Raw genomic sequence first — 25,995 nt, forward strand, 5'->3', positions numbered from 1 at the left:
TTTCAGGCTCCCGTCGCTGCCGCGGGGACGGCTCCGGTGGCGACGGCGACGGCCGCCTCGAAGCGTTCCAGGCCGGTGGTGATTTCCTCGGGCGTGACCACGAGCGCCGGGATCAGCCGGACCACGTTGCCGGCCGGACCGCAGGTCAGTGTCAGCAGGCCCTGCTCGGTGGTGGCCTGCTGGACCGCGGCGGCCGTCGCGGCGTCCGGGGCGCCGTCGGCTCCGGTGAACTCGATGCCCTGCATCAGGCCCAGGCCGCGGACGTTGCCGATTTGCGGGAACCTGCCCTGGATCTCGAGCAGGCCGGCCTGCAGCTGCTCGCCGCGCAGCCGGGAATTCTCCACCAGTCCCTCTTCCTCCACTACTTCCAGCGTGGCGACGCCTGCCGCCGCGGAAACGGCGTTGCCGCCGTAGGTGCCGCCCTGCGAACCCGGCCACGCCTTCGACATGGTCTCGGTGGACGCGGCGATCGCGGAGATCGGGAAGCCGGAGGCGATGCCCTTGGCCGTGATCAGGATGTCCGGCGACGCGGCCGAGTGCTGGTGGCCCCAGAACCTGCCGGTGCGCCCGACGCCGGCCTGCACCTCGTCGAAAATCAGCGTGATGCCGTGCCGGTCCGCGCGCTCGCGCAGCCCCTCCATGAAGGCCGGAGGGGTGGGCAAGTAGCCGCCGTCGCCCAAGGCCGGTTCGATCAGGAACGCCGCGGTGTCGTTCGGCGCGGTGCGGGTCTGCAGCAGGTAGTCCAGTTCCTTTAGGGCGAATTCGACGGCGGTGGCCTCGTCCCAGCCGTAGCGGTAGGCGTAGGGGAAGGCGGACATGTGCACGCCGGCCATGAGCGGAGCGAAGCCGGCGGAGAACTTGGTGCCCGCCGTGGTCAGCGACGCCGCCGCGACGGTGCGGCCGTGGAAGCCGCCCTGGAAGACCACGATGTTCGGACGCCCGGTGGCCATCCGCGCCAGGCGGATCGCGGCCTCGACCGCTTCGGAGCCGGAGTTGGCGTAGAAGACGGAGTCCAGCCCGGCCGGCAGCACTTCGCCCAGCTTCTCGGTCAGCTGCAGCAGCGGCTGGTGCATCACCGTGGTGTACTGCGCATGGATGATCTTGCCGACCTGCTCCCGCGCCGCGGCGACCACCTTCGGGTGGCAGTGGCCGGTGCTGGTGACGCCGATACCGGTGGTGAAATCCAGGTAGTCCTTGCCGTCCGTACCGTAGATCCAGCTGCCGAGGGCGTGGTCGACGACGACGGGGGTGGCCTGCTTGAGCGCGGGGCTGAGTGAAGTCATGCACCCATGGTGTAGGTCACATCTGTTTATTGTCAACAATCTGTTGATCGCGTAGCGTGGTGGCGTGGCCAAATGGACCTCCGGACCTCGCGACCGCCGGCCCGAACCAGCGCGTCAGGCCCGTCATTCTCAATGAATCCGGCGGTACTCACTGGGCGTGGCTCCAAAAGCCGCCTTGAAGGTGCGGCTGAAATGCGCGGAGTCGAGGAAGCCCCAGCGCATCGCGATCTGGGTGATGGTCGCGGACCCCAGGGCGGGGTCCAGCAGGTCCAGCCGGCAGCGCTCCAGCCGTCGGGACTTGATCCAGCTGGTCACGGTGGTTCCGGCCCCTTCGAAGAGGTAGTGGAGCCTTCGGGTGGACATGAAGTGGGCTGCGGCGATGGCCGCGGGGCCGAGGCCGGGGCTGCCCAAATTCCGCTCTATGTATTCCTTGACCTCGGCCAGGGAGTCGGCCTTGTGGTCTGCCCGCTTGGCCCCCAAGCCGAGCTCGGTGTAGATCAAGGTATTGATGAGGTCGAGCGTATTGTGGGCCAGCATGATGCCTGCGTGGCCGGAAAAGCCATCGAGGTTGGCGGCTAACTCACCGAGGAACGGCCCGATTAGCCTGCCCATGCTGCTGCCCCGGGACAAGGTTGTCGCCGTGAGGGCTGCGACGCCTTCACTGGAGACGCTCAGGGCCTCCTGCGGGAAAACCATCACAAGGCTCTCGGCGCCGTCCTCGAACACGGCGCTGTAAGGCCGGCTGGTGTCATAGATGGCAATGTCGCCGGGGCCAAGCACGGCCTCACGGCCATCCTGCACGACCAGGCCTGCGCCGCCCAGCAGCATGCTGAGCTTGAAATATTTCGACTCGCCTTGGCAGATGAAGTCCTGCAGCCGGTCCACCTGGTGGGCGTCGGACTCAATGCGGGACAGCGAGATGTCATCGAAACTGCGTCCGTGCAGCAGGGCATGGAAATTTTCGGGCCGGTTCGTGCTCACCTGCAGGCGTACGAAACGGTTGGACATCCGTTCCTGCCATTCCTCAAAGCTGTTCGCCTCAAACACGTTGGCTCCGCCGAGGGTGGAGACGGTCATTCTTTCGCTGGCCACGGTGCTCCTTGTTCCGGGACGCCACTCGCGTCTGTGAGGTACGTCATAGCAGCAGCCAGTCTAGCGAGGTGCATGCGCGAACGCCCGCCGCGTTGGTCACGGCAGGCTGATTTGCACTCCCGGTCAACCCTTTTGCACTGCGGGGCACAACGGATCATCGCTTTGCAGCGGAGGGCAAACGGCCTGCGCGCTCGGGCAAGCAGCCGCGGCGTGCCTCTCTCCATACTGGTCAACAAGGCAGCCGGCCACCCCGGCTGCAGGTCGAAGGATCAAAGGAATCAACATGATTAAAGACAGCCAATATGATGCCGGCCTGGAACTGCGCCGGCACATGTTCGGCGCCGCCGGCGCCGAGGACCAGGTGGAAAACACGACCGACCTCAACGACAAGATGCAGGAGGTTGTGACCAGGTACTGCTTTGGGGATATCTGGCAGCGTGAAGGCCTGGACCGGAAGACCCGGAGCCTGGTCACGCTGGCAATGCTGGTGGCGACGGGCCGCTCGCATGAAATCCGCATCCACCTGCGGGGCGGGATCGCCAACGGATTGACTGAGGAAGAGATCCGCGAGCTGATGCTTCACTCCTTCCTGTACTGCGGGATTCCCGCGGCGATGGACGGGTTCCGTGCCGCCGAAGAAATCCTGGCGGAGTCCAGGGAGACAGCCAATGCGTGAAATAGTCGGGTTCATCGGGCTGGGAACCATGGGCGCACCGATGGCACGAAATCTAGCCAAAGCCGGCTATGAGGTCGTTGTTTACGACGTCGATGCCTCCGTTCGCGAGCGGCTTGCCGAGGATATTGGCGGACAAGCGGCCGTGACTCCCGCGGATTTCGCGGGGGCTCATGCCATTGTCACCATGCTGCCGACCAGCCGGATCGTTGCATCGGCACTGTTGGACTGGGATGGCGGCATTCCCGCGCATCTGGACGCCGGCGCGGTGGTCATCGACATGAGCTCCTCGGACCCGACTGAAACAGTCGACCTCGGCGAGCGGCTGGCAGAAGCCGGTGTCGCCCTTGTGGACGCACCGGTCTCCGGGGGCGTGCTGAAGGCCGAGGCGGGAAGCCTGGCCATCATGCTCGGCGGCGACAGCGAGGAAGCGCTCGAGCGGGCGCTGCCCGTGATCGAGGCCATGAGCGAGACGGTCTTCCGCACCGGCAAGTTGGGCAGCGGCCACGCGATGAAGGCGCTGAACAACTATGTGGCTGCAGCGGCCACCACGGCGGCCTGCGAAGCGCTGATTGCCGGCGAACGGTTTGGCCTGGACCAGCAGACGATGGTCGACATCTTCAATGCCTCCACCGGGCAGAGCTGGGTGACGACGAATGTCCTGGGCCAGCACGTGGTCAGCCGCACTTTCAATACCGGCTTCGCGCTCGGGCTCTACGCCAAGGACGTGGGAATCGCCCGGCACTTGACGGAGGCTTTGGACCAGCCCGCGCCGGTGTGCCACGCCGTCTCGGCCACGCTCAATGACGCGCTCGCGGACTTGGGCAATGTGGACCACGCGGCAGCGATGACCTATTGGGAGCAGCTTCGGGCCGGTGCATCCGCGGTCCATTCGGAATCGTGAGGAACTGATATGCAGACCCAAACAAACACAACTGCTGCAGGCATCGACAACCGTCAGAAGAAGCGAGTCGCCCTGGCCAGTGCTGTCGGAACCAGTGTGGAGTGGTATGACTACCACGTCTACTCCATCGCTTCCGCGCTGGTGATCGGCAAGCTGTTCTTCCCGGAGATCTCTCCGCTCGCAGGCACCATGGCGGCCTTCGCTACCTTCGCGGTCGGCTTCATCGCCAGGCCCTTAGGCGGCATCCTTGCCGGGCATCTCGCGGACAGGATCGGCCGCAAGAGGGTCATGGTGATCACCCTGACCCTTATGGGGGCGGCCACCATGCTGATCGGCATGCTCCCTACGTACGCGCAGATCGGGGCAGCAGCACCCGTCCTGCTTGTCGTCCTGAGGCTCCTGCAAGGACTCAGCGCCGGCGGCGAGTGGGGCAGTGCATCGCTGATGGCGGTGGAGCATGCTCCTGCCAACCAGCGCGGCCGCTTCGGCAACTACGTGCAGCTCGGCACGCCCGCCGGTATGTTCCTGGCGAACGTGGTCATTCTGGGAGCAACGTTCATGCTGGCTGAGGACCAGTTCGAGGCCTGGGGCTGGCGGGTCCCCTTCCTGCTCAGCGCCGTCATGGTCGTCATCGGCTTCGTCATCCGCGCGAAAGTCGACGAAAGCCCGGTCTTCCAAGCGCTCGAGAAAAACTCGACCTTGGAGAAGATTCCGCTGGCCGAACTGTTGCGCAGCCATAAGACGCGGGTCGTCCTTGCGGTGCTGTCCTTCATCGGCAACAACGCAGTCGGCTACATCTTCCTGGCCTTTATGACCGCCTACGGCACCACCACCCTTGGCCTGGCACGGAACACCATGCTGAACGTGATGCTCGCGGGCTGCGTGACCTGGTTCGCCTCAATGATCTACTTCGCCAACCTCAGCGACCGGATCGGCAGGCATAAGGTCTACTTCCTGGGCTACGGCATCCTGGCTGTCTGGGCGATCCCCTTCTTCGCACTGTTCAACACCGCCAACGTCGGCCTGATCCTGCTGGCCGTGATGGTCCTGACCTTCGGCCTGGCCGCCACCTATGGTCCGCAGGCGGCATTGTTCGCCGAGCTCTTCCCGGCCAGGGTGCGGGCCAGCGGCGTCTCGCTCGCCTACGCGGTGGGCGCGTGCCTGGGCGGAGGGTTCTCCCCGCTGATCGCTACCGCCCTGTTTGGTGCGACCGGGACCGTCTATGCGGTCTCCGCCTTTATGATCGCCTTCAGCGTCATCAGTTTCGTTGCGATCGCAGCCTTGCGGCGGATCCCGAATTCATTCGCAGTTTCTCCGTCAGAAAGGAACGTCAATGCATAAGCTCCTGGTCCTGTATCCCGAACCGGCCGACCGTTCAGCCTTCGAAGACTATTACGTGAATAAGCACTTGCCACTGGCCGCCAAGCTGCCTGGACTGAAAGCGTCCCGGTACTCCTTCGGCGTCGCGGGCGCGGAATCGCCTTACTTCGCCGTCTTCGAGGCCGAATTCGACAGCCACGACGACCTCGTAGCAGCCATGTCTTCGCCGGAAGGCCAGGCAGTCGCTGCCGATGTGCCCAACTATGCCCCGCAGGGCGCCGTCGTTGTCGACTACCCCGTGGAGCCCCTGGTGGGATAGCTGCCGCAAAAGGACGTAAGCGGGTCCTGCCTGAAACGGCAGGACCCGCTTTTTCTTCCGTCCGGACGTGATCATGGCCGGGATCCGGCGCCTGCAACATGGTGGCACCAGTCTGTCTATTGTCAACAATCGCTGGAGCGCGTAGCGTGGCGGGGTGACCAATCGAGCTTCGGAACCCCGTCCCAGCCTGGTGATCCTGGCTGAGGACGGCCAGCCCCGCCCCTACAATCTGGACGCGATCAAGGCGCGCGCCGACGTCGTTATCGCGCCTGCCGCGGACCTGCCGCAGGCGATCCGCGGTGCGGAGGCACTGTTCCTGTGGGACTTCTTCTCCTCGGCGCTGCGCGAGGCGTGGCCGCAGGCGGACGCGCTGAAATGGGTGCACGTGGCGGCCGCGGGCGTGGACGCGATGCTGTTCGACGGACTGCGCGAATCCGAGGTGGCGGTGACCAATGCGCACGGCACGTTCGATACGCCGATCGCGGAGTTCGTGCTCGCGTCCATCCTGGCGCACGATAAACAACTGCACCGCAGCAAGGCCCTGCAGCGCGAGGCCACGTGGCAGCACCGCGAGCTCACGCCGACGGCGGGCTCCCAGGCGCTGGTGGTGGGCACCGGCGGGATCGGCCGTGCCACCGCCCGGTTGCTGCGCGCCGTCGGGTTGACGGTGCGCGGCGCCGGACGGACGGCGAGGGAGTACGACGACGATTTCGGCTCCGTGGTCCCCAGCGCCGAACTCGCCGAACACGTCGCGTGGGCGGACCACGTCGTGCTGATCGCTCCGCTGACGGACCAGACCCGGCAGATGCTCAACGCCGAGGTGCTCGCCGCGATGAAGCCGACGGCGCACCTGGTCAACGTCGGCCGCGGCGCACTGGTGGACGAGCCCGCGCTCGTCGAGGCGCTGCGGGCCGGCCGGATCGCCGCCGCCTCGCTGGATGTCTTCGAGCAGGAGCCGCTGCCGGCCGACCACCCCTTCTGGGCCATGGAGAACGTGCACATCTCGGCGCACATGAGCGGCGACGTCGTCGGCTGGCGCGACGCCCTCGCCGAACAGTTCCTCGCCAACCTGGACCGCTGGCTCGCCGGCGAACCGCTCGCCAACCAGGTGGACAAGCAGCGCGGCTACGTCCGCTCCGGGCTGTAAAGACAGGACTATGGAAAACCGGATTATCACCACGCCTATCGACATGTCCCTCGTCCGGGGCGCCGAGGAGCTGGAACGCACCGCGCGGGGCGTGCTGCCCCACCGTCTTCCGGCAACCGCGCGCGCCCAGTCCAATGATCCGCAGGTGCTGATGGCCGAATCGCAGCCCTCGGGCGTGCGGATCGCCGTCCGCACCTCGGCCACCGGGCTCGAGCTGGACACGCTGCGCACGAGGACCACGTACGCCGGCGTCCCGCCGCGGCCCGACGGCGTGATCGACCTGGTGGTGGACGGCCGCGTCGCCGGCGGTGCCGCGACGAGCGGCGGGAACACCGTCACGATCGACATGGCCACGGGCGCCGTCGAGCAGGCGCAGGGCCCGGTGTGCACCACGAGGTTCGCGGACCTCCCGGAGGGCCCAAAGACCATCGAGTTGTGGCTGCCGCACAATGAGGTCACGGAGCTCCTCGAGCTGCGCACGGATGCCCCGGTCGAGCCGGCGCCGGACACCGGCCGGCCGGTGTGGCTGCATCACGGAAGCTCGATCAGCCAGGGATCCAACGCGGCCAGTCCGACGGGGACCTGGCCGGCCGCAGCCGCACGCCTGGGCGGCGTCGAACTGGTCAACCGCGGGTTCGGCGGGAGCGCGCTGCTCGACCAGTTCACGGCCCGGGCCATGCGGGACACCCCGGCGGACCTGATCAGCGTGAAGATCGGCATCAACCTCGTCAACTCCGACGTCATGCGTCGCCGCGCGTTCGGTTCGGCAGTCCACGGCTTCCTCGACACCATCCGCGACGGGCACCCGGACATCCCGCTGCTCGTGGTCTCGCCGATCTACTGCGGGATCCACGAGGACACGCCGGGTCCCGGGGCCTTCGACCTCGAAGCCATCGCTGCCGGCCAGGTCCGGTTCCGTGCCACCGGGGATCCCGGGGAGCGCGCGGCCGGGAAGCTCACTCTCGGCGCGATCCGGGAGGAGCTGGACCGCATCGTCCGCCAGCGCGCGGCCGACGATCCCAACCTGTATCTCCTGGACGGCACGGAGCTGTACGGGGAGCGGGACGCCGTCGAGCTTCCCCTCCCCGATGCGCTGCACCCGGACGCCGCGACCCACCAGCTGATCGGGGAACGGTTCGCCCGGCTGGCCTTCGGGCCCGAGGGGTTCTTCCCGGCAAGCGCCTGACGCTAGGGGCGCGCCGCGGGGACTGCGGCTGCGGCCTCCTCCCAGCTGGCCGGGCCGTCGGTGAAGGCGCCGCGGTAGCGGGCCGCGGGGTGGCGCTCGTTGAGCAGCGGAGCGCCGAAGAGCTTCTGCCGCAGCGGGCCATCGGCGTACTCTCTCTGCGCGAGGCCGCGGGCGCGCAGCACGGGCAGGACCTGGTCGGCGAACTCCTCGAAGGAGCCGGGGACGACCCAATTGATCACGTTGATGCCGTCCACGCCGGCGGCCTGCCACTGCTCGAGCCGGTCCGCGATCTGCTCCGGCGTCCCCACGAGGCGGGAGTTGCGGGCCTGCAGCCAGGCGAGGTCGCCGACCACCGGCTCGCGGTCCGTGATGTGCCGGGACACCCACTCGGTGCCCTTCCTCGTGTTGGTATCGACCTCGGACAGCGGGGTCGCGGCGGGGTAGACCCGGCCGGTCTTGTCCACGATCGCGGCGTGGGCCAGGTAGCCGTCGATGCTGACGAACCCGTCGTAGTACTCCTCCTTCGCCCGGGCCTCTTCCTCGGTGCCGCCAATGATGAAGGACAGGCCTTGGAAGAACTTGATGTCCTCGGGACGCCGGCCGGCCTCCGCCGCCTGGCGCCGCGTGTCCGCGATCTGCAGGGCCGCGATTTCCGGCGAGGGCGCCATGATGAAGACCGCCTCGGCGTTCCGGGCGGCGAACGCGCGGCCCGACGCGGAGGAGCCGGCCTGGTAGAGCAGCGGCGTGCGCTGCGGCGACGGCGAGGGCAGGTGCGGGCCCTCCACCCGGTAGCGCGGCCCCTGGTGGTAGATCTTGTGGATCTTCGACGGGTCGGAAAAGACGCCGCGCTCCTTGTCCTTCAGCAGCGCGCCCTCGTCCCACGAGCCTTCCCAGAGCTTGTAGGCCACGTCGACGTACTCCTCGGCCCACTCGTACCGCTCCGCGTGGTCCGTCAGCCGCGACAGCCCGAAGTTCCGCGCGCCGTTGTCCTGCATCCCCGTCACGACGTTCCACGCGATGCGGCCGCGCGAGATGTGGTCGAGGGTGGAAACCTGGCGGGCGAAATTGAACGGGTGGTTCTGGACCACGTTGGAGGTCAGCGCCAGCCCGATGTGCTCCGTCTTGACCGCCAGCGCGCCCAGCAGCACGGTCGGGTCGTTGGACGGGATCTGCAGCCCCTCGTGCGCGTAGACGTCGAAGTCGGCGTCCGCGTCGCCGTAAAGCCCGGAGACGTCCGCGAAGAACATGGCGTCGAACTTCGCGGCCTCCAGCTTCTGGGCCAGGTCGACCCAGGTGCCGATGTCATTGAACTCGGTCTGTCCCGCGTCCGGCCGGCGCCACTGGCCGTGGTGGATGTGCGAGGCGGTGTTCATGACGAAGGCGTTGAAGTGCAGCGGCTTTCCCATGGGAGGCTCCTGTTCGAAGGATGGGACGGGAATGGGCGACGGCGGGTGTGCCGGACGTTGGATGGTGGCTGGAGCGTCTCTGGAGACCCGGACTAGGAGCCGGCGGCCGTGCCGGAGCGCCAGACGAACTCGGGCACGGTGCCGTTGATCTCCCAGTCGCCGACGATCCGCGACTTGTAAACCACGGGGTTGTGCGAGGAGATGACGCGGGCGTTGCGCCAGTGCCGGTCGAGCTGCAGTTCCGTCTTCGTGGCGGAGGCGCCGAGGGCATCGAACAACGACGACGAGGCCCGCTGGGCCAGGTCCGTCACCACGATCTGCGCCTGGGAGGAGCCGAACTCCACCAGGTGCACGGCCTCTTCGAACGCCGCCGGGTCGGCCCCGGCCGCACGCAGCTCGATGGCGTCCTGCAGCAGGTTGGCCACACGCTCCACGGCGGCCTCGGCGGTGAAGGCCTTGGCCGAGAGTTCGCCGACGATCTGCTGGACCTGGATGTCCTCGCGCGGCGGAACCCCGTTGCCGTGGCTGAACACGCGGGAGCGTCCCCGCACCGCAGCCGCGGCATCCCGGACCACGCGCCGGGTGATGCCAGCCAGCGTCGCCACGTGGATCAGCTGGTAGACGCCGGTGGTGTAGGGGGCCTGCTCGGCCTCCACGACCAGGTGCGACGCCGGCACGTAGACGTTGTCGAAGACGGTCGTGCCGGAGGCGGTAAGCCGCTGGCCGAAGCCGTCCCAGTCGTCGCTGATCGACACCCCGGCCGCGTCCGCATCGACGATCGCGATGATGTCCCGGCCGGCGGCGTCGCGCGCCCCGGTCTGGATCCAGTCCGCGTAGAGGCTGCCGGTGGTGTAGTACTTCGTGCCGTTGATCCGGTAGCCGTCGCCGTCCGGCGCGATGCTGGTCGAGACGCCGCCCACCGCCACCGGGCCGGTCTCGGTCCACGCGTTGCCCAGGATCCGGCCCTCGCCCACCTTCCGCAGCCACTCGGCGTCGTTCGCGTACAGCCGGCCCTCCACGAACGCGACGTGCGAGCGCAGCGCCTGCGCGATGTTCGACTCCGCCGCGGCCAGTTCGACCAGCAGGCGGAAGAACTGGGCCGCCGTGGCCCCGTCGCCCCCGAACTCGCGCGGCACCCGGACGGCGCCGAAGCCGGCGGCCGCCAGCTCGCCGACCTGCCGGTGCAGCAGTTCGCGGTTGGCCTCGCGCTCGGCGGCGCCGGCGGCAATGCCCTCGAAGATCGGGCGGTACTTGGCCGCCAGCTCGGCATAGCTCGGGGCCGAAGCGCCGGTGGCCGGCGCGAAGTGCGCGGCGGCGGGGGACGCGGCGGCGGGACCTGCAGTTGTCGGGTCTGCGGTGATGGTCATGGTTCCTCCTGGAGGGATGGGAAAGGTGAGGTCAGCCCGCCGGGTCAGGCGCGGGCGGGGAGTTCGGGCACGGCGGCGAGCAGCTGCCGGGTGTAGTCGGTCTGCGGGTTGACGAACAGCTCCGCCGCGGTGCCGCTTTCCACCACGTGGCCATCCTTCATGACCAGCACGTCGTCGCTCACGTGGTGGATGACGCCGAGGTCGTGGCTGATGAAGAGGTAGCTGAGGCCGAGCTGTTCCTGCAGGTCGGCGAGCAGGTCGAGGACCTGGGCCTGGATGGACACATCGAGCGCCGAGACGGGTTCGTCGAGCAGCAGCACCCGCGGCTGCAGGGCCAGGGCCCGGGCGATCGCGACGCGCTGGCGCTGTCCGCCGGAGAGCGTGAGCGGGCGGCGGTCGAACAACGACGCCGGGAGGCCGACCCGGGCGAGCAGGTCCAGGGCGCGTTGGGTCCGGTCGCGCGGCGTGCCGATCGAGCCGGCCTCGAGGGCGTCCGTAATGACCCGGCCGACACTGAACCGCGGGTCGAAGGAGCTCAGCGGGTCCTGGTTGACCAGCTGGATGTCCGGGCGGTGCCGGCGCCGCTGCTCTTCGCCCACCTCGTCCGCGCCGGCGCCGGCCCAGGCGAAGCCACCTAGGGTGACGGTGCCGGCGTCGGGGCGGGTCAGGCCCAGGGCGATCCGGGCCGTGGTGGACTTGCCGGAGCCGGATTCGCCGACGATGCCGAGGGTCTTCCCGCGTTCCAGGGTGAAGGACACGTCGTCGACCACGGTCCGGCGGGTGCCGCCCGGGCCGGGGTAGGACTTGGACAGCCCGCGGGCTTCCACGGCGGGGGCCGTTTCCGAGAACTCCGTGGCACGGTCGGGCTCGGCGGCGGCCCGGACCCGCGTGGCGGCGGAGAGCCGGGTGCCCTTGGCCGCACCGGACGGGATCGCGTCGATCAGGGCCTTCGTGTACTCGTGCCGCGGGTCCGCGAGGACCTCCGCGGCACGGCCGGACTCGACGATCCGCCCGCCCTGCATGACGGCGATCTCGTCCGCCAGCCGACCCACCACGGCCAGGTCGTGCGAGATAAAGATCAGCCCGCGGCCCTGCTCCTTCAGCCCTTCGAGCAGCTCAAGGATCTGCGCCTGCACCGTGGCATCCAGCGCGGTGGTCGGCTCGTCGGCGATCACGAGCTGCGGATTCAGCACCGTAGCCTGCGCGATGAGGGCCCGCTGCCGCAGGCCGCCGGAGAGCTCGCCGGAGCGTTGGCGCGCCCGCAGTTCGGGGTCGGGGATGCCGGCGTCGCGCAGCGCCTGGTGCACGCGCTCCAGCCGCTCCGCCTTGCCCCGCACGCCGTGCGCCCGCAGCGCCTCGTCGATCTCCTGGCCCACGGTGTTCAGCGGGTCGAGCGAGACCAGCGCGTCCTGCAGGACGTAGCCGATCTCCTTGCCGCGGACGCCGCGCCACTGCCGCTCGGACAACGCCAGCGCGTCCCGCCCGAGGACCTCGAGCCGGTCCGCGGTGACCTTCGCATTGGCCGCGTTCAGTCCCACGAGGGTCCGCGCCGTGACGGTCTTGCCGGAGCCCGATTCGCCGACCAGCGCCAGGGCCTTGCCCGGTGCCAGCGCCAGCGAGACGTCGCGGACCACGTCCACCCGTCCGCGCGGCGTCGAGAAGGAGACATTGAGTCCTTCGATGCCCAGCAGCAGCGAAGCGGGAGCCTCCTGCGGGACGGGCGTTCCGCCGTCGTTATTGGTGACAGTCATGTCCTAGACCTCCGCTTCGAGACGCTGCTGCAGGTGCCGGCCCACCACGGTGGTGGTCAGCGCGGCGAGGGTGATGAAGATGCCGGGGAACGCCGCGATCCACCAAGCCAGCTGGATGTAGTTGCGGCCGTCCGCGAGCATCGCGCCCCACTCGGCGGCCGGCGGCTGCGCGCCCAGGCCGAGGAAGCTGAGCGAGGAGGCCCACACGATCGCCTGCCCGACGCCGAGGGTCGCCAGCACGAACAGCGGCCGGACGACGTTCGGCACGATGGTGTGCCACAGGATGTGCGGGCGCGAGCGGCCCAGCGACAGGGCGGTTTCCACGTACGGCGAGGCGATGACCTGCAGCGTCTGCGTCCGCAGCATCCGTGCGTAGCCGGGGGCGGTGCCGACGCCGACTGCGACGGCCGCGGTGACGATGCCGGTGCCGGAGACCGCGATGACGATCAGGGCCAGCAGCAGGCCAGGGAAGGCGAAGAGGACTTCGACGAAGCGGCAGATCGCCGAGTCCAGCCACTTGCCGGAAACGCCGGCGGTTATGCCGAGCAGGCCGCCGAGGACCAGGCCGATGGCGGTGGCGGCCAGGCCGAGCAGCAGCGACTGCCCGGTGCCGGCGACCACCCGCGAGAACACATCGCGGCCGTTCTGGTCCGTGCCGAACCAGTGCTCCGCGCCGGGCGCCGTGAAGGCGGTGGCCGGGTCGATGACGTACGGGTCCTGCCGGATCAGCAGGGATGGTACGACGGCGGCAATCACCAGGAAGGCGAGCAGGGCCGCCGCGATCCACACGCCGATCGGTGTCTTCCGCAGCGCCGCTGCGGCCTTCGCCGCCGTGCTGCGCCGGGTGGACAGGGGTCCGGGATCGGGGGTGCCGGGCCGGTTGTCCCGGGCGGTGCTGGGTTCAAGCGCCACGCTCATGCGGTGGCTCCCTTCTCGCTGATGCGCGGGTCGATGACGCGGTAGAGCACGTCGACCAGCAGGGTCACGATGATGTAGACGGCGGCGATGATGACCACCACGGCCAGGGTGATGGGCAGGTCCCGGTTGATGATCGCGTCCACGAGGGAGCGGCCCAGGCCGGGGCGGGCGAAGATGATCTCGGCGACCACCGCGGAGCTGACCAGCGAGCCGACCGCCCAGGCGGACAGGGTCAGGCCGGGCAGGATCGCGTGCCGCAGGGCGTGGCCCAGCCTCACGGCCAGCTCGGACAGCCCGCGGGCCCGGGCGGAGAGCACGAACGGCTGCGCCAGCGCCTCTTCGAAGGAGGACCGGGTGACCTGGGCGATGAAACCGGCCAGCGGGATGGCCAGGGCCAGCGCCGGGAGCACCAGCGACTTGAAGCCGTCGTCGCCCGCCACCGGGAACCAGCCCAGGATGACGGCGAACACCACGGCGAGCATGATGCCGACCCAGAACGGCGGCAGCGCGGCGAAGAGGACCTCCGTGCCGCGGCCGATTCCATCCAGCACCCGGCCGCGGCCGACGGTCAGCAGGGTGAAGGCGAGCGCGATGGCCCACGAGAAGACCATCGCCAGTCCGGCGAGCTGGAAGGTGGGCAGGATCTGCGGCCCGAGGATGTCCAGCACCGGCACCTTGAAGATGTACGAGGTGCCGAAGTTCCCGGTGGCCAGGCCGGCCAGGTAGTCCAGGTACTGGACGAAGACCGGCTGGTCCAGCCCGTACTGGGCCTTGACCGCGGCCACCGTTTCCGGCGAGGGCGAGGATCCGGCGCCGCCGAGGATCGCCGTGATCGGGTCCCCGGGCGTCAGGCGGAGCACGAAGAACGTGAGGGTCACGGCCGCCCAGAGCACGAACACGCTGCCGGCCGCGCGCTTGAGGATGACCCGCCCCGCGGACCCGGCGGTCGCCGTCGTCCTTGGGAGCCCTGTGTGGGAGGTTGTTGCTGCAGCACTCATGATTGCTTCACCGCCGAGACGTCGTAGATATAAGGCAGGGACAGGCTGGGCTCCAGCGTGAGGTCGGCGAAGCGGTCCGTCCGGACGGCCAGCTGGCTGGCTTGGTTGTAGAGGGGCAGTTGCAGGGCGTTGTCGCTGACGATCCGCTGCGCCTGGTAGTAGAGCTTTTCGCGCACCGCCGGATCGTCGGTGGCCAGCGCGTCGTTGACGATCTTGTCGAATTCCTTGTTCCGGAAGCCGGAGCCGTTCGGCACGAAGCCGGCCGACTCGGTGTACTCGGAGGAGAAGACGATCCGCAGCACGTCCGCCGTGTTGGTGTTCCAGTAGTCGGCGCGCAGGTCGTAGTCGAAGTTGTTGCCCTGCTCGCTCACGGAGGCGAAGTCGCCCGTCTCGATCCGCACGTCGATCCCGGCCTGCTTCGCGCTCGCCTGCAGCTGGGTCACCAGGGCCTGGTGGGCCGTGGGCCAGACGGCCGGGGTGTACGGGAAGTGCACGATGAGCCGCTTGCCGTCCTTGGTCCGGTAACCCTCCTTGTCCCGTCCGGTCCAGCCTGCTTCGTCGAGCAGCCGCGCGGCCTCGGCGGGATCCGGCCGGTACGCGTCCTCGAAGTCCGGCGAATAGAACTTGGTCGTGCTGGCCAGCGGGCCGCCGGCCTGGGTCACCGTGCCGAAGTAGACGCTGTTGATGCCGGCCTCCACGTAGGCGCTGCGCAGGAAGGCCTGGCGCACGCGGAGGTCGTTGAACGGCGCGCGGGTGGTGTTGAGCATCAGGTTGGTCGGGTTGCCCGGCCGGTCCTGCAGCACCAGTGCGACGTTCTTGTCCGCCTCCGCCTCGGCGAAGTGGACCGACGGCATGAGGTCCAGCGCGTCCACCTGGCCGGCGCGGAGCAGGCCGTAGCGGGTGGAGTCCTCCGGAACGATCTGCCATTCGAGGTTCTTGATGTAGGCGGGCCCCTGGTGCTGCGCGAACGGCGGCGCCGAGTTGTAGTCCTCGTTGCGCACCAGCGAGACCTTGGACTGCGGAACGTAGTCGACGATCTTGTACGGCCCCGTGCCGACCGGGGAGTTGCAGTTCTCCGCCTGCGGCCGCTTCAGCGCCGTCGGCGATTCCATCCCGAGGAACGGCTGGGCGAGCACCTCGAGGAACGCCGCGTACGGTCGGTTCAGGGTGACCACCGCGGTGGCGTCATCGACCACCTCGGTGCTCTCGTAGGGCTTGAGGTAGCCGCCGGCGGTGCCGGACTGGGTGTCCGGATCCACCATGTGGTCCAGGTTCGCCTTGACCGCCTCCGCCGTGAACCTGGTGCCGTCCGTGAAGGTGACATCGTCGCGGACCTTGAACGTGTAGGTCAGCCCGTCCTCTGAGACCTTCCACGACTCGGCCAGCCACGGGTGGATCCTGCCGTCCTTGTCCTGCGAGACCAGCGAGTCAAGGTAGTTGGCGGCGATCGAGGCCTGCGGCATGTCGCCGTCCACGTGCGGGTCCAGGCAGGAAATGTCCTTGCCCGTGGCGAAAACGAAGGTGTCGTCCGCCGGCTGCGCGCTGGCGCTGCCGCCGCATCCGGTGAGCGCCAGAAGCACGACGGCGGCTGCGGCCGTGGGCGCCCAAGGGGCGTTGCGATGGTTCATGTTCCGGTCTTCCGTTCGGCCCGTTGCACACGGCGCCGGGCGCACCCGAAGACTCGGGCTCTGCAATCACCGGCTAGTGTTCAACGAGGCTTCTCAAGCCTCGCGGCAGTTCAATTCCGGCGGGAAATGTCCGGCCCGGCGGCCGCCCCGCAGGAGGTAGGGAAGAATCTACGCATCCTCGGCTGCGGCCGGAATCTTTGTGGAGCGCAGTGAATTCATATGACTTTCCCGCGGCCGGACATGACGTCACAATGACGCCGCATGACCCAGGGTTACGTCCCGCGGCGCCGCGCAACGGCCCGGCTGGCTACCCACCCCGCCCACTGTGCAGCAGATGCCCTTTTTTCGCGCCGAAAGGGCATCTGCTGCACAGTCGATGGTTGGTTAGCCGGGCTTCACCGCGTAGCCCATGTAGGACAAGGCCGTCGTCCGGACCTGGCCGAAGTCCAGCCGGCGGCCGAGTTCCCCGTAGCTGATCGCGCCGCGGCGGGCGGAGCGGAGAGCAGAGAGGGCCGCCAGCGGATTCGCCCGCGGGGCCAGGCCGGCCAGCCCGCCGGGCTCCAGCCCGCTGCGCTGCAGCAAGTGCGCGAGCTCGCGGGGCTTGATGAACATCTCCCAGCTGTGCAGCTGCGCATCGATGATCCGGGTCTGCGGCCAGTCCTGCAGGATCTTGATGGCCAGCAGCCAGCTGGCGGCGGTCCGGTTGACCGTGTCGAAGAGGTACAGGCCGCCCGGCTTCATGACCCGGGCGGTCTCGGCGATGACCCGCGGCAGGTCGGCGACGTGCTCCAGCACGTCGCAGCAGAGAACGACGTCGAAGCTTCGGTCTTCGAGCGGCAGTACCTCGCCGCTACCGGCCAGGTAGCGGATGTCCAAGCCGCCCTCGGCGGCATGCCGCCGAGCCGCGGCCAGCGCCGGCCCGGACGGGTCCACGCCCGTCACCTCGCAGCCGAACCGCGCGAACTCCTCGGCCAGCAGGCCGGCGCCGCAGCCAATGTCCAGAGCTTTCAGCCTGGCCGGCGCGCCGCCAAGCCGGTGCCGGAGCACGGTCCGGAAATAGTCCATCCGCGCCGGCGTGAGGCTGCCGTGCAGCAGGTTGAGCGGGTTGTCCTCGTCCCACCATGACCCGCCTAGGCGGTCGTACAGCTCGTTGTCGATCGGCATCGCTGCTCCTCGCTTTGGCGTCGATCATACGCCGGGGGCAGACGGCACGGGCGGGCCGGGCAGGGGCCGGGAACACGGGCACGGAGCCGGTTTTTCCAAGGCTGGCGTGTCCCGCGTTCGAGGAGCATCATGGCTCTATCGGACCTGCACTGCCGGGAACCGCTCCGGGCGGCAGACGTCTTAGAGTACTGCCGGGCTGGCGGGAGGGACCGCGCGATGCCACTGTCGGATGAAGAACGGAAACAGCTGCGGGAGCTGGAGGAAGAGCTGGCCGCGGAGGATCCCAGGCTGGCCCGGGAACTGGAGTCCGGTTCGCTGTGGCCCCGGCAGTCCCGCGGGCTGCTGGCCACCCTGGTCTGGATAGCGGGCCTTGTGCTGCTGATAGTTGGAGTCGCCGCCCAGGTGGCCGTCGTGGGGATCCTCGGCTTCCTGCTGATGGGTGCCTCCGCTTACTGGGCACTGCGCCTGTTCCAGCGCCGGAACCGGTGAACGTCCGGCACCGGACCAGGCTGCCGCAAGAAGACCGTCAGCCGAGGATCTTCAGCGCCGTGCCCCAGTTGAAGTTTTCATAGGCGGGGTTGGCCTGCAGCGCCATGACGAGGAGCTGGAAGCCCTCGAGCTCGCGCGCGTGGCGCAGCCCGCCGACCTCCAGCGGCCGCAGGCCCGCGGCGCTCGCGAAGTCCGCGACCTGCTTCCGCGCTTCCTCCGAATCCGCGGCTATGAAGACGTCCAGCGGCTGGCCGTCGACCGAGCCCTCGGACAGCGGTCCGGCGAAGGTCGTGTTGAAGGCCTTGACGAAGCTGGCCTCCGGCGCCAGTTTCGCCAGTTCTTCGGCGGCCGACGTGCCCGGCCCGACGACGAGGGAATCGAAGGTTTCCACGTCGATGGGGTTGCTGATATCCACCACGGTCTTCCCGGTCAGGGAGCCGCGGAGCCTGGTGACGACCTCCTGGGCGGGCCCGTAGTACAGGGCGAGCACGACGATGTCTCCCAGGGCCGGTTCGGCGAGTCCGCCGCTGATCACCCCTGAGCCGAGTTCGCCGGCGAGGCGGGCGGCGTTTTCCGGTGTGCGGTCCAGGATCTGGAGGGAGCGGCCGGCGGCCGCGGCGCGCTTGGCGATCGCGGAGCCCATGTTGCCGGTGCCGATGATGGTGATGTCCGTCATGATGCTTCCTTCCGCAGGAATGTGCAGGTCCGTGGCACGCACGCAGCCCTCGCCGAAGGCGACGGCGGAACTTGGCGCCCGCCGTCGCCAGACTAGGGGGTGCGGGCGCCCAAGGCCAGAGCTAAGGCAGCTCTCGCGCGGGGCCCCAGCGGAACGCGGCAAGCCACAGCAGCACGCCGGCCAGCCCCACCATGCCGGGAGCGAGCACCGGGGAAGCGCCGACCGAGCCGGTGGCTGCCGCCCAGAGCTGCGACACCGCGGACATCGAATCCCAGACGGCGGAGTACCGTCCGCTCAGCGGGCCGGCCTCCAAATTCGCGCTGACATGTTCGTACACGCCGAACGCGCTGCCCAGGACGGCAACGATCGCGGTCCCCTGCAGGATCCGCGCCGTCGCCACCGCGCGCCGCACCAGCCAGGCCGCCGCGGCAGCGAGGAGGACGGCCAGGACCGCCCACGGCACAAGCTGGAATATGTCCTGCCAGTGGCGGAGCATCGCGAGCTCGACGCAGGCGCCGAGGGCGGTGCCGATGCCCAGCCAGGTCAGGATGCGGCGGTAGGCGGCGACCAGGGCAACAGAGTCGGTCTTTGTCTCTACGGTGCTGGCCATGGCGCTCACTCCACCTTGAGTGCGCTGAGCACCCTGCTCAGCTGGTCGTCGGAGATGCCGTACTTCCCGAGCTCCTCGGTCAGTGTGGGCTCGAGGTTCTCGGCCGTGTAGGGGCCTTACTCCTGGACCTCCTCGGCCCAGCGCTCCGGATTGTCGACGCCGGCCGAGGCCAATGCCGCCGTGAGCTCCTCGGTCGTCGCCGTGTTCGGGTCGACGGTCTGCACGGACGGGCTGGCGGCAGACGGACTGGCGGTGTCGGGCGAAGCGGGCGCCGAGGCGGCCGGCGGCGCGGCAGTCGTCGGGGCGGCCGCGGGAGAGCCTGCCCCCGGACTCGAACAACCCGCCAGGGCGGCCGCGAAGACGAGCGAAAGAGAGGCGAGACGAACCGGCATCTTGTCCATAGCACCCGGGTTTACCAGTGCAATCTTGGAACGGGCAAGGAATCGGACCTACGAATCTCCTGTGCGTCGTGCCTCCTGTGCATCGTGCACGGGGGAGGACGACGGCGGAAGCTGCCTCCCGCCGTCGTCCTCCCCCTGCCGGTGCTAGGCGAGCGCGAACCCTTCGTAGGATTTCGCCGCGACCTCGTCGCACTTGGCGCGGTAGGCGCCCACGCCGCCGACGTACGGCATGAAGACGCGCGGCTTGCCGGGCACGTTGGCGCCGAGGTACCAGGAGTTCGCCTGCGGGAAGAGCGTCATGTCCGCCAGGGCGTTGACGTGCTCGACCCAGGCATCCTCCGCCTCCGCCAGCGGCTCCGAGGACTGCAGCCCGTTGGCGTCCAGGTACTCGATGTGCGCCGCGATCCAGTCCACGTGCTGCTCGATGGAGGTGACCATGTTGCTCAGCACGGACGGGCTGCCCGGGCCGGTGACCGTGAACAGGTTGGGGAACCCGGCCATGGACACGCCCAGGTACGCCCGCGGGCCGGCCTCCCACTTCTCCCGCAGGGCGACGCCGTCGCGCCCGCGGATGTCGATGGCCAGCAGGGCCCCGGTCATGGCGTCGAAGCCGGTGGCGAAGACGATCGCGTCGAACTCGTACTCCTGCTCCGCGGTGCGCAGGCCCGTCGGGGTGATCTCCTCGATCGGAGCCGAGCGCACGTCGACCAGCTGCACATTCGGCCGGTTGTAGGTGGCGTAGTACTCCGTGTCGACGCAGATGCGCTTGGTGCCCACGGGATGGTCGTACGGCTTGAGCAGCCGCGCCGTCTCCGGGTCATCCACGATCTCGTCGATCTTGGTCCGGATATATTCGGCGACGGTCTCGTTGGCCTCGTTGCTGACGGCCAGGTCCGAGAAGCACTGGGCCAGCCGGAATCCGCCGAGCGTCCAGTGCTCGTCGAAGACGCGCTGGCGTTCCTCGGGGGCGGCCTCCAGCGCGGCGTCGGCCCCGGGCGGGAACGGCAGGCCGGTGGGGGTGTGCTTCGCGTCCTCCCGGATCCGGCGGTAGTCGGCCTTGACCTGGCGCCAGAATTCCTGGTCCAGCGGGCCGTTCTTGGCCGGGACGCTGAAGTTGGGCGTCCGCTGGAACACGGTCAGCTGCTCGGCCTGCGCCGCGATCACCGGAATGGACTGGATGCCGGAGGAGCCGGTGCCGACCACGCCGACGCGCTTGCCGGTGAAGTCCACGTCCTCGTGCGGCCAGGCGCCGGTGTGGTAGACCTCCCCGCGGAACGACTCGAGCCCGCGGAAATCCGGGATGCGGCTGGTCGACAGGCAGCCCGTGGCCATGATGCAGAACCGGGCCTGCGTCACCTCGTCGCCCCGGGCGGAACTGGTCGACACCCGCCACCGGTTCGTCCCGCCGTCGTACTCCGCCGCTGTCACGGTGGTCTCGAGCTGCAGGTCCCGCCGCAGGTCGTAGCGGTCCGCCACGAAGTTCAGGTAGCGCATCAGCTCCGGCTGGGCCGGGTAGCGCTCCGTCCACTCCCACTCCTGCTCCAGTTCAGGGTCGAACGAGTAGGAGTAGTACGGGCTCTCCACGTCGCAGCGGGCTCCCGGGTAGCGGTTCCAGTACCAGGTGCCGCCGACGCCGTCGCCCTTCTCGAACACTACGGCGGACAGCCCCTGGCCGCGCAGCTTGTGCAGCATGTACAGGCCGGAGAAGCCCGCGCCGACGATGACGGCGTCCACCTCGCGCACGCGTGCCATCATGCCTCCAGGGCTGGCTCGGCGGAGAGGTCCCGGACGCGGCGGGCCACGAGGTCCATCACCTCGGCGCTCGCCGGCAGCACGTTGACCATCGAGAAGAAGCCGTGCATTTGGCCTGGCCACCGGTGGAACTCGACGTCCACGCCGGCCTCCTGGAGCCGCTGCGCGTAGGCCTCGCCCTCGTCGCGGAGCACATCGTGGGCCGCGGTCACGACCAGGGCCGGCGGCAGGTTCTCCAGGCTGTCGGCCCGCAGCGGCGAGGCGTGCGGGTGGGCGCGGTCCTCCGGGGTCGGGGCGTAATGGTCCCAGAACCAGATCATGAATTCCTTGGTCAGCAGGGTCTGGTTCTCCGGCTCATCGTAGGACAGCCGGCTGAAATCGGCGTCGGTGACCGGGTAGATCAGCATCTGGCCGGCGAGCTGCGGGCCGCCCTCGTCGCGGGCACGCAGGGCCATCACGGCCGAGAGGTTGCCGCCCGCGCTGTCGCCGCCGACGAACAGCGGCACCCGGGAGCCGGCGATGTCCTCGAGGTGCGCGGCCGCCCACTGCAGGGCGGTCCAGGAGTCCTCGACGGCGGCGGGGAAGCGCTTCTCCGGCGCCTTGCGGTAGTTGACCAGAACGACGGCGTTGCCCGTCTTTTCCGCCAACTGGCGGCCCAGCGTGTCGTAGCCGTCGATATCGCCGACGACCCAGCCGCCGCCGTGGAGGTAGAGGAAGAGGCCGGCGGGGCGCTTCGTCGGCACGTGGACGCGGACGGCGAAGGTGCCGCCGTCGTAGCCGGTCAGGGTGTGGTCTTCGGTGCGGTGCATGTCCGGGCCCTTGCCGAACATTTCATTCATTGCCGCCGAAGTGGCCCGGGCCTGCGCGGGCTCCATCTCCCACATCGGCTTGGCATCGGGGCCCGCTGCTTCTGCTGCGGCGGCCAGGAACTGGATGGTGGCTTCATCAAGCGCCATGTCAATCTCTCTTCGTTGAGCGGATTGTCGAACCCGCACCAGTGATGCAGGTCACATCACTATAGAATGCATTGTTTTGCGGAGGAAGAGGTCCGAGGCCTCTGTTTTGCGAACCCTCGGTAGAGTTGGATATGCCCTCGCAGCGAGGAAATCCGAGGGGAAAGGGGAACGGCATGGCCTTCGAGCTGCCCCTGTCCCGCAAGGATGCCGTGGTGCAGCGCCTGCGCGGCGAGATGCTCTCCGGTGAGCTGGCACCGGGCGCGCCCGTGAAGGACGCCGAGCTCGCGGCCCGGCTGGGGCTCAGCGTGACGCCGGTGCGCGAAGCAATCACGCAGCTGATCAGCGAGGGCTTCATCGAGGCGCTGCCGAACAAGCGCCGCCGGGTAGCCGTGTTGACGCAGAAGCAGGCGATCGACCTGATGGACGTGCTGGGTGCCGTGCTGGTCGCCGGGCTGGAACGGGCCGAGGGCCGCCTGGACCGGGAGTGGCTGGACGGGTTCGCCGCCGCCGTGCGCGCGTTCCAGGCAGAACTGAAACCGGACATGCTGCAGCGATCGGGGGAGGCCTTCCGGCGGATCGCGGAACTGATCTGCGACGCCGCGGACAACGACGAACTGCGGGCGGTGACGGACCATGTGCTGCTCCGTTCGCTGAACCGCATCCAGCTCTATCCCTCCAACCACCTGCTGCCGCTGTGGGGCGAGGCCTTCGGCGATACCGCCGGACTGCTGGACGGCGGCGACCACGCTGCCGCCGTCCAGCGGCTGCGCTCCTTCTTCAGCGACCTGGTTGCCGCCATGCACCGCGACCGCTCGGACGACGCCGTCGTCGCCCCGCGGCCGCACTAGGAGCCGGCCGGCGGGGAGGCACGGGGAGGCAGGAGGAGGCACTGATGAAACGGGTCCGCGGGAATCACCGGCCGGCTGCAGCCGACCGGCTCGATCCGGCGCTCCGGCCGGTGCTCTGGGTGGCGATTTTGGCCTCGTTCATCGCCTTCCTGGACGGGGCGATCGTGAACGTCGCGCTGCCTGCGATCGGCGAGGATCTGGGCGGCGGCCTGGCCCTGCAGCAGTGGGTCGTCGATGCCTACCTCCTGACCCTCGGCGCCCTGATCCTGATCGCGGGGTCCCTGTCCGACGGCTTCGGCCGCGTCCGGATCCTTCGGCTGGGCCTGGTCCTGTTCGGGGCGGCGTCGCTGGCCTGCGCGCTGGCGCCGACCGGGGCGGTGCTGGTCGCGTCGCGCGCGGTGCAGGGAGCCGGCGGCGCCCTGCTGGTGCCCAGCTCGCTGGCGCTCATCATGTCGTCCTACCGGGGAGCGGCCCAGGCGCGCGCCATCGGGATCTGGACCGGGTGGACCGGAACCTCGGCCGTCGCCGGCCCGCTGCTCGGCGGGCTCCTGGTCGACCTGTCCAGCTGGCGCTGGATCTTCGCTATCAACGTGCTTCCGATCGCCGTCACGCTCCTGATCCTCGGGCGCCTCAAGGCCGGGCCCTCCGTCCGGAGCCGTCCGCCGGTGGACCTGGTCGGCGCCGTGCTGGCCGCCTTCGGCCTGGCCGGGGTGGTCTTCGCGTTGATCGAGCAGCAGCGGTTCGGCTGGGCCCATCCTGTCATAGCCGGCTCGCTGGCCCTGGGGCTCGCGTCCTTCGCCGCCTTCCTGTGGTGGGAAGGCCGCACGGCCCATCCAATGATGCCGCTGCGGCTGTTCAGGGTCCGCAACTTCGGGGTGGGGAACATCGCGACCGCGTTCATCTACGCCGCGCTGTCGCTGGGCATGCTGATGATCGTGCTGTTCCTGCAGCAGGTCGGAGGATTCTCGGCGACGCAGGCAGGCTTGGCCACGATTCCCGTCGCCGTGCTGATGCTGCTGCTCTCCGGCACCTTTGGCGGCCTGGCCGGAAAGTACGGCCCGCGGCTCTTCATGGCGGCCGGCCCGATGGTGCTCGGCGCCGGCTACCTACTGATGACGGCGGCGGGCACGCCGCTGGATTTCCCGGCCGAAGTGCTGCCCGGCCTGCTGGTGTGCGGACTGGGTCTCGCCATCACCGTCGCGCCGCTGACCGCCGGCATCCTCGCCGCCGTGGGGCCGGGGGAGAGCGGGATCGGTTCCGCCATCAATAACGCCGTCTCCCGCATCGCCGGGCTGATCGCCGTGGCGTTCGCCGGCGTGATCCTCGGCGGAGCGCTCGACGCCGACGGGTTCCGCCGGATGCTGGTGGTCGTGGCGCTCCTGGCCTTCGCGGGAGGACTCGTCTCGGCCTTGGGGATCCGCAACCCTCCTGCTTCCGGACCGTCCGCCACCGGCCCGGACGCCGATCCCCGGGAGCTGCGGGGCGGAAAGCGATAACGTCAAGGCATGTCAGCGAAAAAGCCGGTCCGGGCGTTCGTCGAACTGCTGGCCCGCACGGAAGCCGGTCCCGCCAGCACCAATTTCTTCGACTACAGCGACGCCGGCAATGCCCTGCGGCGCCGGAACCTCGAGCTGTACCTGCTTGAGATGCTGGAGCGCCGGCCCTCGGTCCTGCTGGTCGGGGAGGCGCCCGGCTACCGCGGCATGCGCATGACCGGCGTCCCCTTCAGCAACCCGGCCATCATCGAGGGCCGGGCGGACCCGTTCGGCCTGTTCGGCCCGGGCAGGGGCTTCGTCCTGCCGCCCGACGCCGGCATCGTGGCCGCCGAACCGACCGCGACGGTGATGTGGGACGTGCTCGCGGAGCTCGGATTCCTGCCGCTGCTCTGGAGCGCCTATCCGCTGCACCCGCACCAGCCGGGCCGGCCGCTCTCCAACCGAACGCCCTCGGCCGCCGAGATCAGGGCCGGGCTGCCGCTGTGGCAGGAACTGGCCCGGATCTTCGGGATCGGAAACGTCGTCGCCGTCGGCAACATCGGCCACCGCAGCGTCCTCGCCGGGGGCCACAGCGCCCCGAAGGTCCGGCATCCGGCCCACGGCGGCAAGGTCAAATTCCGCGAGGGCCTGCGCGAGCTGCTCGCCGCCGGCATCGATGAACCCGCTGCCCGGCCGCAAACCCGCTCCACCGTCTAAAGCCAGGACGACGGCGAACGCCAGGTTCCGCCGTCGTAGTCCGGGCCCGGGCCGACCCGGGAGCCAGTACCCTTCCGGCTCTGCTCAGCGGGTATACATGATCGAGCCCGGCGTGGTCAGGGTCTCGCCGGTTTCCAGCCACGTCTTCAGGCCGGAGAGGATCATGGGCCAGCCGCCGTAGAGCTGCTCGTTGGCACCCGGGCGCAGCTGGTCATGGGTGACAGTGAGCCGGCAGGAGTCCTCGACCTGCTCGATCTCCCACGTGACGCGGGACGTTCCCTCGGCCTTGACATCCTCGCCCCAGAGGGCGCGCATGGTCTGCACCAGGCGGCGGGGCGGATCCACCTCGAGGATCTCGCCCTCGCCCAGCGGGCCGTCGGCACGCGGGTTCGTCATCCGGAAGGTAGAGCCGGGCTGCCAGTCTGTCTCGATCCGGTTGCCGAACATGTACTTGCTCCGGGTCTCGCTGTCGGTGATGGCTTCCCACAGGCGTTCCGGGCTGGTGCGGATGTAGATTTCGAAGATCTTCGCGATCTGTGCGGTGTTCTCCACGGGACTCTCCAATGTGGCTTTGAGGTCGCTGAGGCCAGCGGCCCATGGCTCGGCGTACTTGCTGACCCACCGGTCGTGAATGAGCCGGATGGGCACCGGATTGAGGAAGTGCAGCTTCTCGCGGCCGCGGCGCCGGGTCACCACCAGGCCTGCTTCCTCCAGCAGCTTCAGGTGCTTCATCACTCCGAAGCGGGACATCTCGAAGCGTTCACCAAGCGCGCTCAGGCTTTGCCCGTCCCGGCGGAAGAGCTCGTCGAGCAACTCCCGGCGGGTGGGATCGGCCAGCGCCTTGAACACCTCGTCCACGCCTCCATGATAGGTGACCATATGGTCACATGTCGAGGGTTAAGGCTGCCGCAAGTA

Annotated in this window: 25 protein-coding genes; 10 read left to right on the plus strand and 15 right to left on the minus strand. The window is 69.1% G+C overall.

Features of this window, described 5'->3' with window-relative positions:
- Positions 1-2: 2 nt before the first annotated feature.
- Together AHIS1636_RS16860 and AHIS1636_RS16865 are read right to left on the minus strand one after the other, a co-directional pair.
- Positions 3-1,283: an aspartate aminotransferase family protein gene (locus AHIS1636_RS16860; RefSeq protein ID WP_264797001.1), complete on the minus strand. Its 1,281-nt coding sequence runs from the start codon at positions 1,281-1,283 to the stop codon at positions 3-5.
- Between the two features lie 129 nt (positions 1,284-1,412).
- Entirely contained in the window at positions 1,413-2,375 is a 963-nt protein-coding gene (locus AHIS1636_RS16865; protein WP_264797002.1) for an AraC-like ligand-binding domain-containing protein, read from the minus strand.
- A 283-nt stretch (positions 2,376-2,658) separates the two neighbouring features.
- Between AHIS1636_RS16865 and AHIS1636_RS16870 the strand changes: the two genes are divergently transcribed.
- The 6 genes from AHIS1636_RS16870 to AHIS1636_RS16895 all read left to right on the plus strand — a co-directional run bounded on the left by AHIS1636_RS16870 (position 2,659) and on the right by AHIS1636_RS16895 (position 7,924).
- Positions 2,659-3,051 carry a carboxymuconolactone decarboxylase family protein gene (locus tag AHIS1636_RS16870; protein WP_264797003.1) on the plus strand — a complete coding sequence of 131 codons (393 nt, stop codon included), beginning with the start codon at positions 2,659-2,661 and terminating at the stop codon, positions 3,049-3,051.
- A complete protein-coding gene (locus AHIS1636_RS16875; RefSeq protein WP_264797004.1) occupies positions 3,044-3,952 on the plus strand; it encodes an NAD(P)-dependent oxidoreductase in 909 nt (302 codons plus the stop codon). Before AHIS1636_RS16870 ends, AHIS1636_RS16875 begins: the two co-directional genes overlap by 8 nt.
- A gap of 9 nt (positions 3,953-3,961) precedes the next feature.
- Entirely contained in the window at positions 3,962-5,293 is a 1,332-nt protein-coding gene (locus AHIS1636_RS16880; RefSeq protein ID WP_264797005.1) for an MFS transporter, read from the plus strand.
- Positions 5,286-5,591: an EthD family reductase gene (locus AHIS1636_RS16885; RefSeq protein ID WP_264797006.1), complete on the plus strand. Its 306-nt coding sequence runs from the start codon at positions 5,286-5,288 to the stop codon at positions 5,589-5,591. The genes AHIS1636_RS16880 and AHIS1636_RS16885 overlap by 8 nt, the downstream gene beginning before the upstream one ends.
- 154 nt (positions 5,592-5,745) lie before the next feature.
- A complete protein-coding gene (locus AHIS1636_RS16890) occupies positions 5,746-6,738 on the plus strand; it encodes a D-2-hydroxyacid dehydrogenase (protein ID WP_264797007.1) in 993 nt (330 codons plus the stop codon).
- Positions 6,739-6,748: 10 nt separating this feature from the next.
- A complete protein-coding gene (locus AHIS1636_RS16895; RefSeq protein ID WP_264797008.1) occupies positions 6,749-7,924 on the plus strand; it encodes a GDSL-type esterase/lipase family protein in 1,176 nt (391 codons plus the stop codon).
- Between the two features lie 2 nt (positions 7,925-7,926).
- On the opposite strand, the gene AHIS1636_RS16900 is transcribed toward AHIS1636_RS16895, so the two are convergent.
- The 7 genes from AHIS1636_RS16900 to ubiG all read right to left on the minus strand — a co-directional run bounded on the left by AHIS1636_RS16900 (position 7,927) and on the right by ubiG (position 17,156).
- On the minus strand, positions 7,927-9,330 hold the full coding sequence (locus AHIS1636_RS16900) for an LLM class flavin-dependent oxidoreductase (protein ID WP_264797009.1): 1,404 nt from the start codon (positions 9,328-9,330) through the stop codon (positions 7,927-7,929).
- 92 nt (positions 9,331-9,422) lie between these two features.
- A complete protein-coding gene (locus AHIS1636_RS16905; RefSeq protein ID WP_264797010.1) occupies positions 9,423-10,697 on the minus strand; it encodes an acyl-CoA dehydrogenase family protein in 1,275 nt (424 codons plus the stop codon).
- A 44-nt stretch (positions 10,698-10,741) separates the two neighbouring features.
- Positions 10,742-12,448 carry a dipeptide ABC transporter ATP-binding protein gene (locus AHIS1636_RS16910; RefSeq protein ID WP_264797011.1) on the minus strand — a complete coding sequence of 569 codons (1,707 nt, stop codon included), beginning with the start codon at positions 12,446-12,448 and terminating at the stop codon, positions 10,742-10,744.
- Positions 12,449-12,451: 3 nt separating this feature from the next.
- Positions 12,452-13,366, minus strand: a complete 915-nt coding sequence (locus AHIS1636_RS16915; RefSeq protein WP_264797012.1) for an ABC transporter permease — start codon at positions 13,364-13,366, stop codon at positions 12,452-12,454.
- Positions 13,363-14,364: an ABC transporter permease gene (locus AHIS1636_RS16920; protein WP_264797014.1), complete on the minus strand. Its 1,002-nt coding sequence runs from the start codon at positions 14,362-14,364 to the stop codon at positions 13,363-13,365. Before AHIS1636_RS16920 ends, AHIS1636_RS16915 begins: the two co-directional genes overlap by 4 nt.
- Entirely contained in the window at positions 14,361-15,992 is a 1,632-nt protein-coding gene (locus AHIS1636_RS16925) for an ABC transporter substrate-binding protein (RefSeq protein WP_264797015.1), read from the minus strand. Before AHIS1636_RS16925 ends, AHIS1636_RS16920 begins: the two co-directional genes overlap by 4 nt.
- Positions 15,993-16,376: 384 nt before the next feature.
- Entirely contained in the window at positions 16,377-17,156 is a 780-nt protein-coding gene (gene ubiG / locus AHIS1636_RS16930) for a bifunctional 2-polyprenyl-6-hydroxyphenol methylase/3-demethylubiquinol 3-O-methyltransferase UbiG (protein ID WP_264797016.1), read from the minus strand.
- Positions 17,157-17,372: 216 nt separating this feature from the next.
- On the opposite strand from ubiG, the gene AHIS1636_RS16935 reads away from it, so the two are divergent.
- Positions 17,373-17,645 carry a DUF3040 domain-containing protein gene (locus tag AHIS1636_RS16935; RefSeq protein WP_264797017.1) on the plus strand — a complete coding sequence of 91 codons (273 nt, stop codon included), beginning with the start codon at positions 17,373-17,375 and terminating at the stop codon, positions 17,643-17,645.
- A 37-nt stretch (positions 17,646-17,682) separates the two neighbouring features.
- On the opposite strand, the gene AHIS1636_RS16940 is transcribed toward AHIS1636_RS16935, so the two are convergent.
- From AHIS1636_RS16940 to AHIS1636_RS16960, 5 genes are all read right to left on the minus strand, one after another.
- A complete protein-coding gene (locus AHIS1636_RS16940; RefSeq protein ID WP_264797018.1) occupies positions 17,683-18,321 on the minus strand; it encodes an NADPH-dependent F420 reductase in 639 nt (212 codons plus the stop codon).
- Positions 18,322-18,442: 121 nt separating this feature from the next.
- Positions 18,443-18,931, minus strand: a complete 489-nt coding sequence (locus AHIS1636_RS16945) for a hypothetical protein (protein ID WP_264797019.1) — start codon at positions 18,929-18,931, stop codon at positions 18,443-18,445.
- Positions 18,932-19,047: 116 nt separating this feature from the next.
- Entirely contained in the window at positions 19,048-19,323 is a 276-nt protein-coding gene (locus AHIS1636_RS16950; RefSeq protein ID WP_264797020.1) for a hypothetical protein, read from the minus strand.
- A gap of 153 nt (positions 19,324-19,476) precedes the next feature.
- Positions 19,477-21,087, minus strand: a complete 1,611-nt coding sequence (locus AHIS1636_RS16955; RefSeq protein ID WP_264797021.1) for a flavin-containing monooxygenase — start codon at positions 21,085-21,087, stop codon at positions 19,477-19,479.
- Positions 21,084-22,040, minus strand: a complete 957-nt coding sequence (locus AHIS1636_RS16960; RefSeq protein WP_264797022.1) for an alpha/beta hydrolase — start codon at positions 22,038-22,040, stop codon at positions 21,084-21,086. The genes AHIS1636_RS16955 and AHIS1636_RS16960 overlap by 4 nt, the downstream gene beginning before the upstream one ends.
- A gap of 173 nt (positions 22,041-22,213) precedes the next feature.
- On the opposite strand from AHIS1636_RS16960, the gene AHIS1636_RS16965 reads away from it, so the two are divergent.
- The 3 genes from AHIS1636_RS16965 to AHIS1636_RS16975 are packed head-to-tail and all read left to right on the plus strand — an operon-like array spanning position 22,214 to position 25,080.
- Positions 22,214-22,888, plus strand: coding sequence for a GntR family transcriptional regulator (locus tag AHIS1636_RS16965; RefSeq protein ID WP_264797023.1), 675 nt, complete (start codon positions 22,214-22,216; stop codon positions 22,886-22,888).
- A gap of 44 nt (positions 22,889-22,932) precedes the next feature.
- Positions 22,933-24,384 carry an MFS transporter gene (locus AHIS1636_RS16970; protein WP_264797024.1) on the plus strand — a complete coding sequence of 484 codons (1,452 nt, stop codon included), beginning with the start codon at positions 22,933-22,935 and terminating at the stop codon, positions 24,382-24,384.
- A gap of 9 nt (positions 24,385-24,393) precedes the next feature.
- The gene (locus AHIS1636_RS16975) at positions 24,394-25,080 is read left to right on the plus strand and encodes a uracil-DNA glycosylase (RefSeq protein ID WP_264797025.1); all 687 of its coding nucleotides are present in this window, start codon (positions 24,394-24,396) and stop codon (positions 25,078-25,080) included.
- An 84-nt stretch (positions 25,081-25,164) separates the two neighbouring features.
- Here the strand turns inward: AHIS1636_RS16975 and AHIS1636_RS16980 are convergent, their stop codons facing one another.
- On the minus strand, positions 25,165-25,938 hold the full coding sequence (locus tag AHIS1636_RS16980) for an ArsR/SmtB family transcription factor (protein WP_264797026.1): 774 nt from the start codon (positions 25,936-25,938) through the stop codon (positions 25,165-25,167).
- Between the last annotated feature and the right edge of the window lie 57 nt (positions 25,939-25,995).

This window comes from Arthrobacter mangrovi (genome assembly GCF_026011795.1).
Classification (GTDB): domain Bacteria; phylum Actinomycetota; class Actinomycetes; order Actinomycetales; family Micrococcaceae; genus Crystallibacter; species Crystallibacter mangrovi.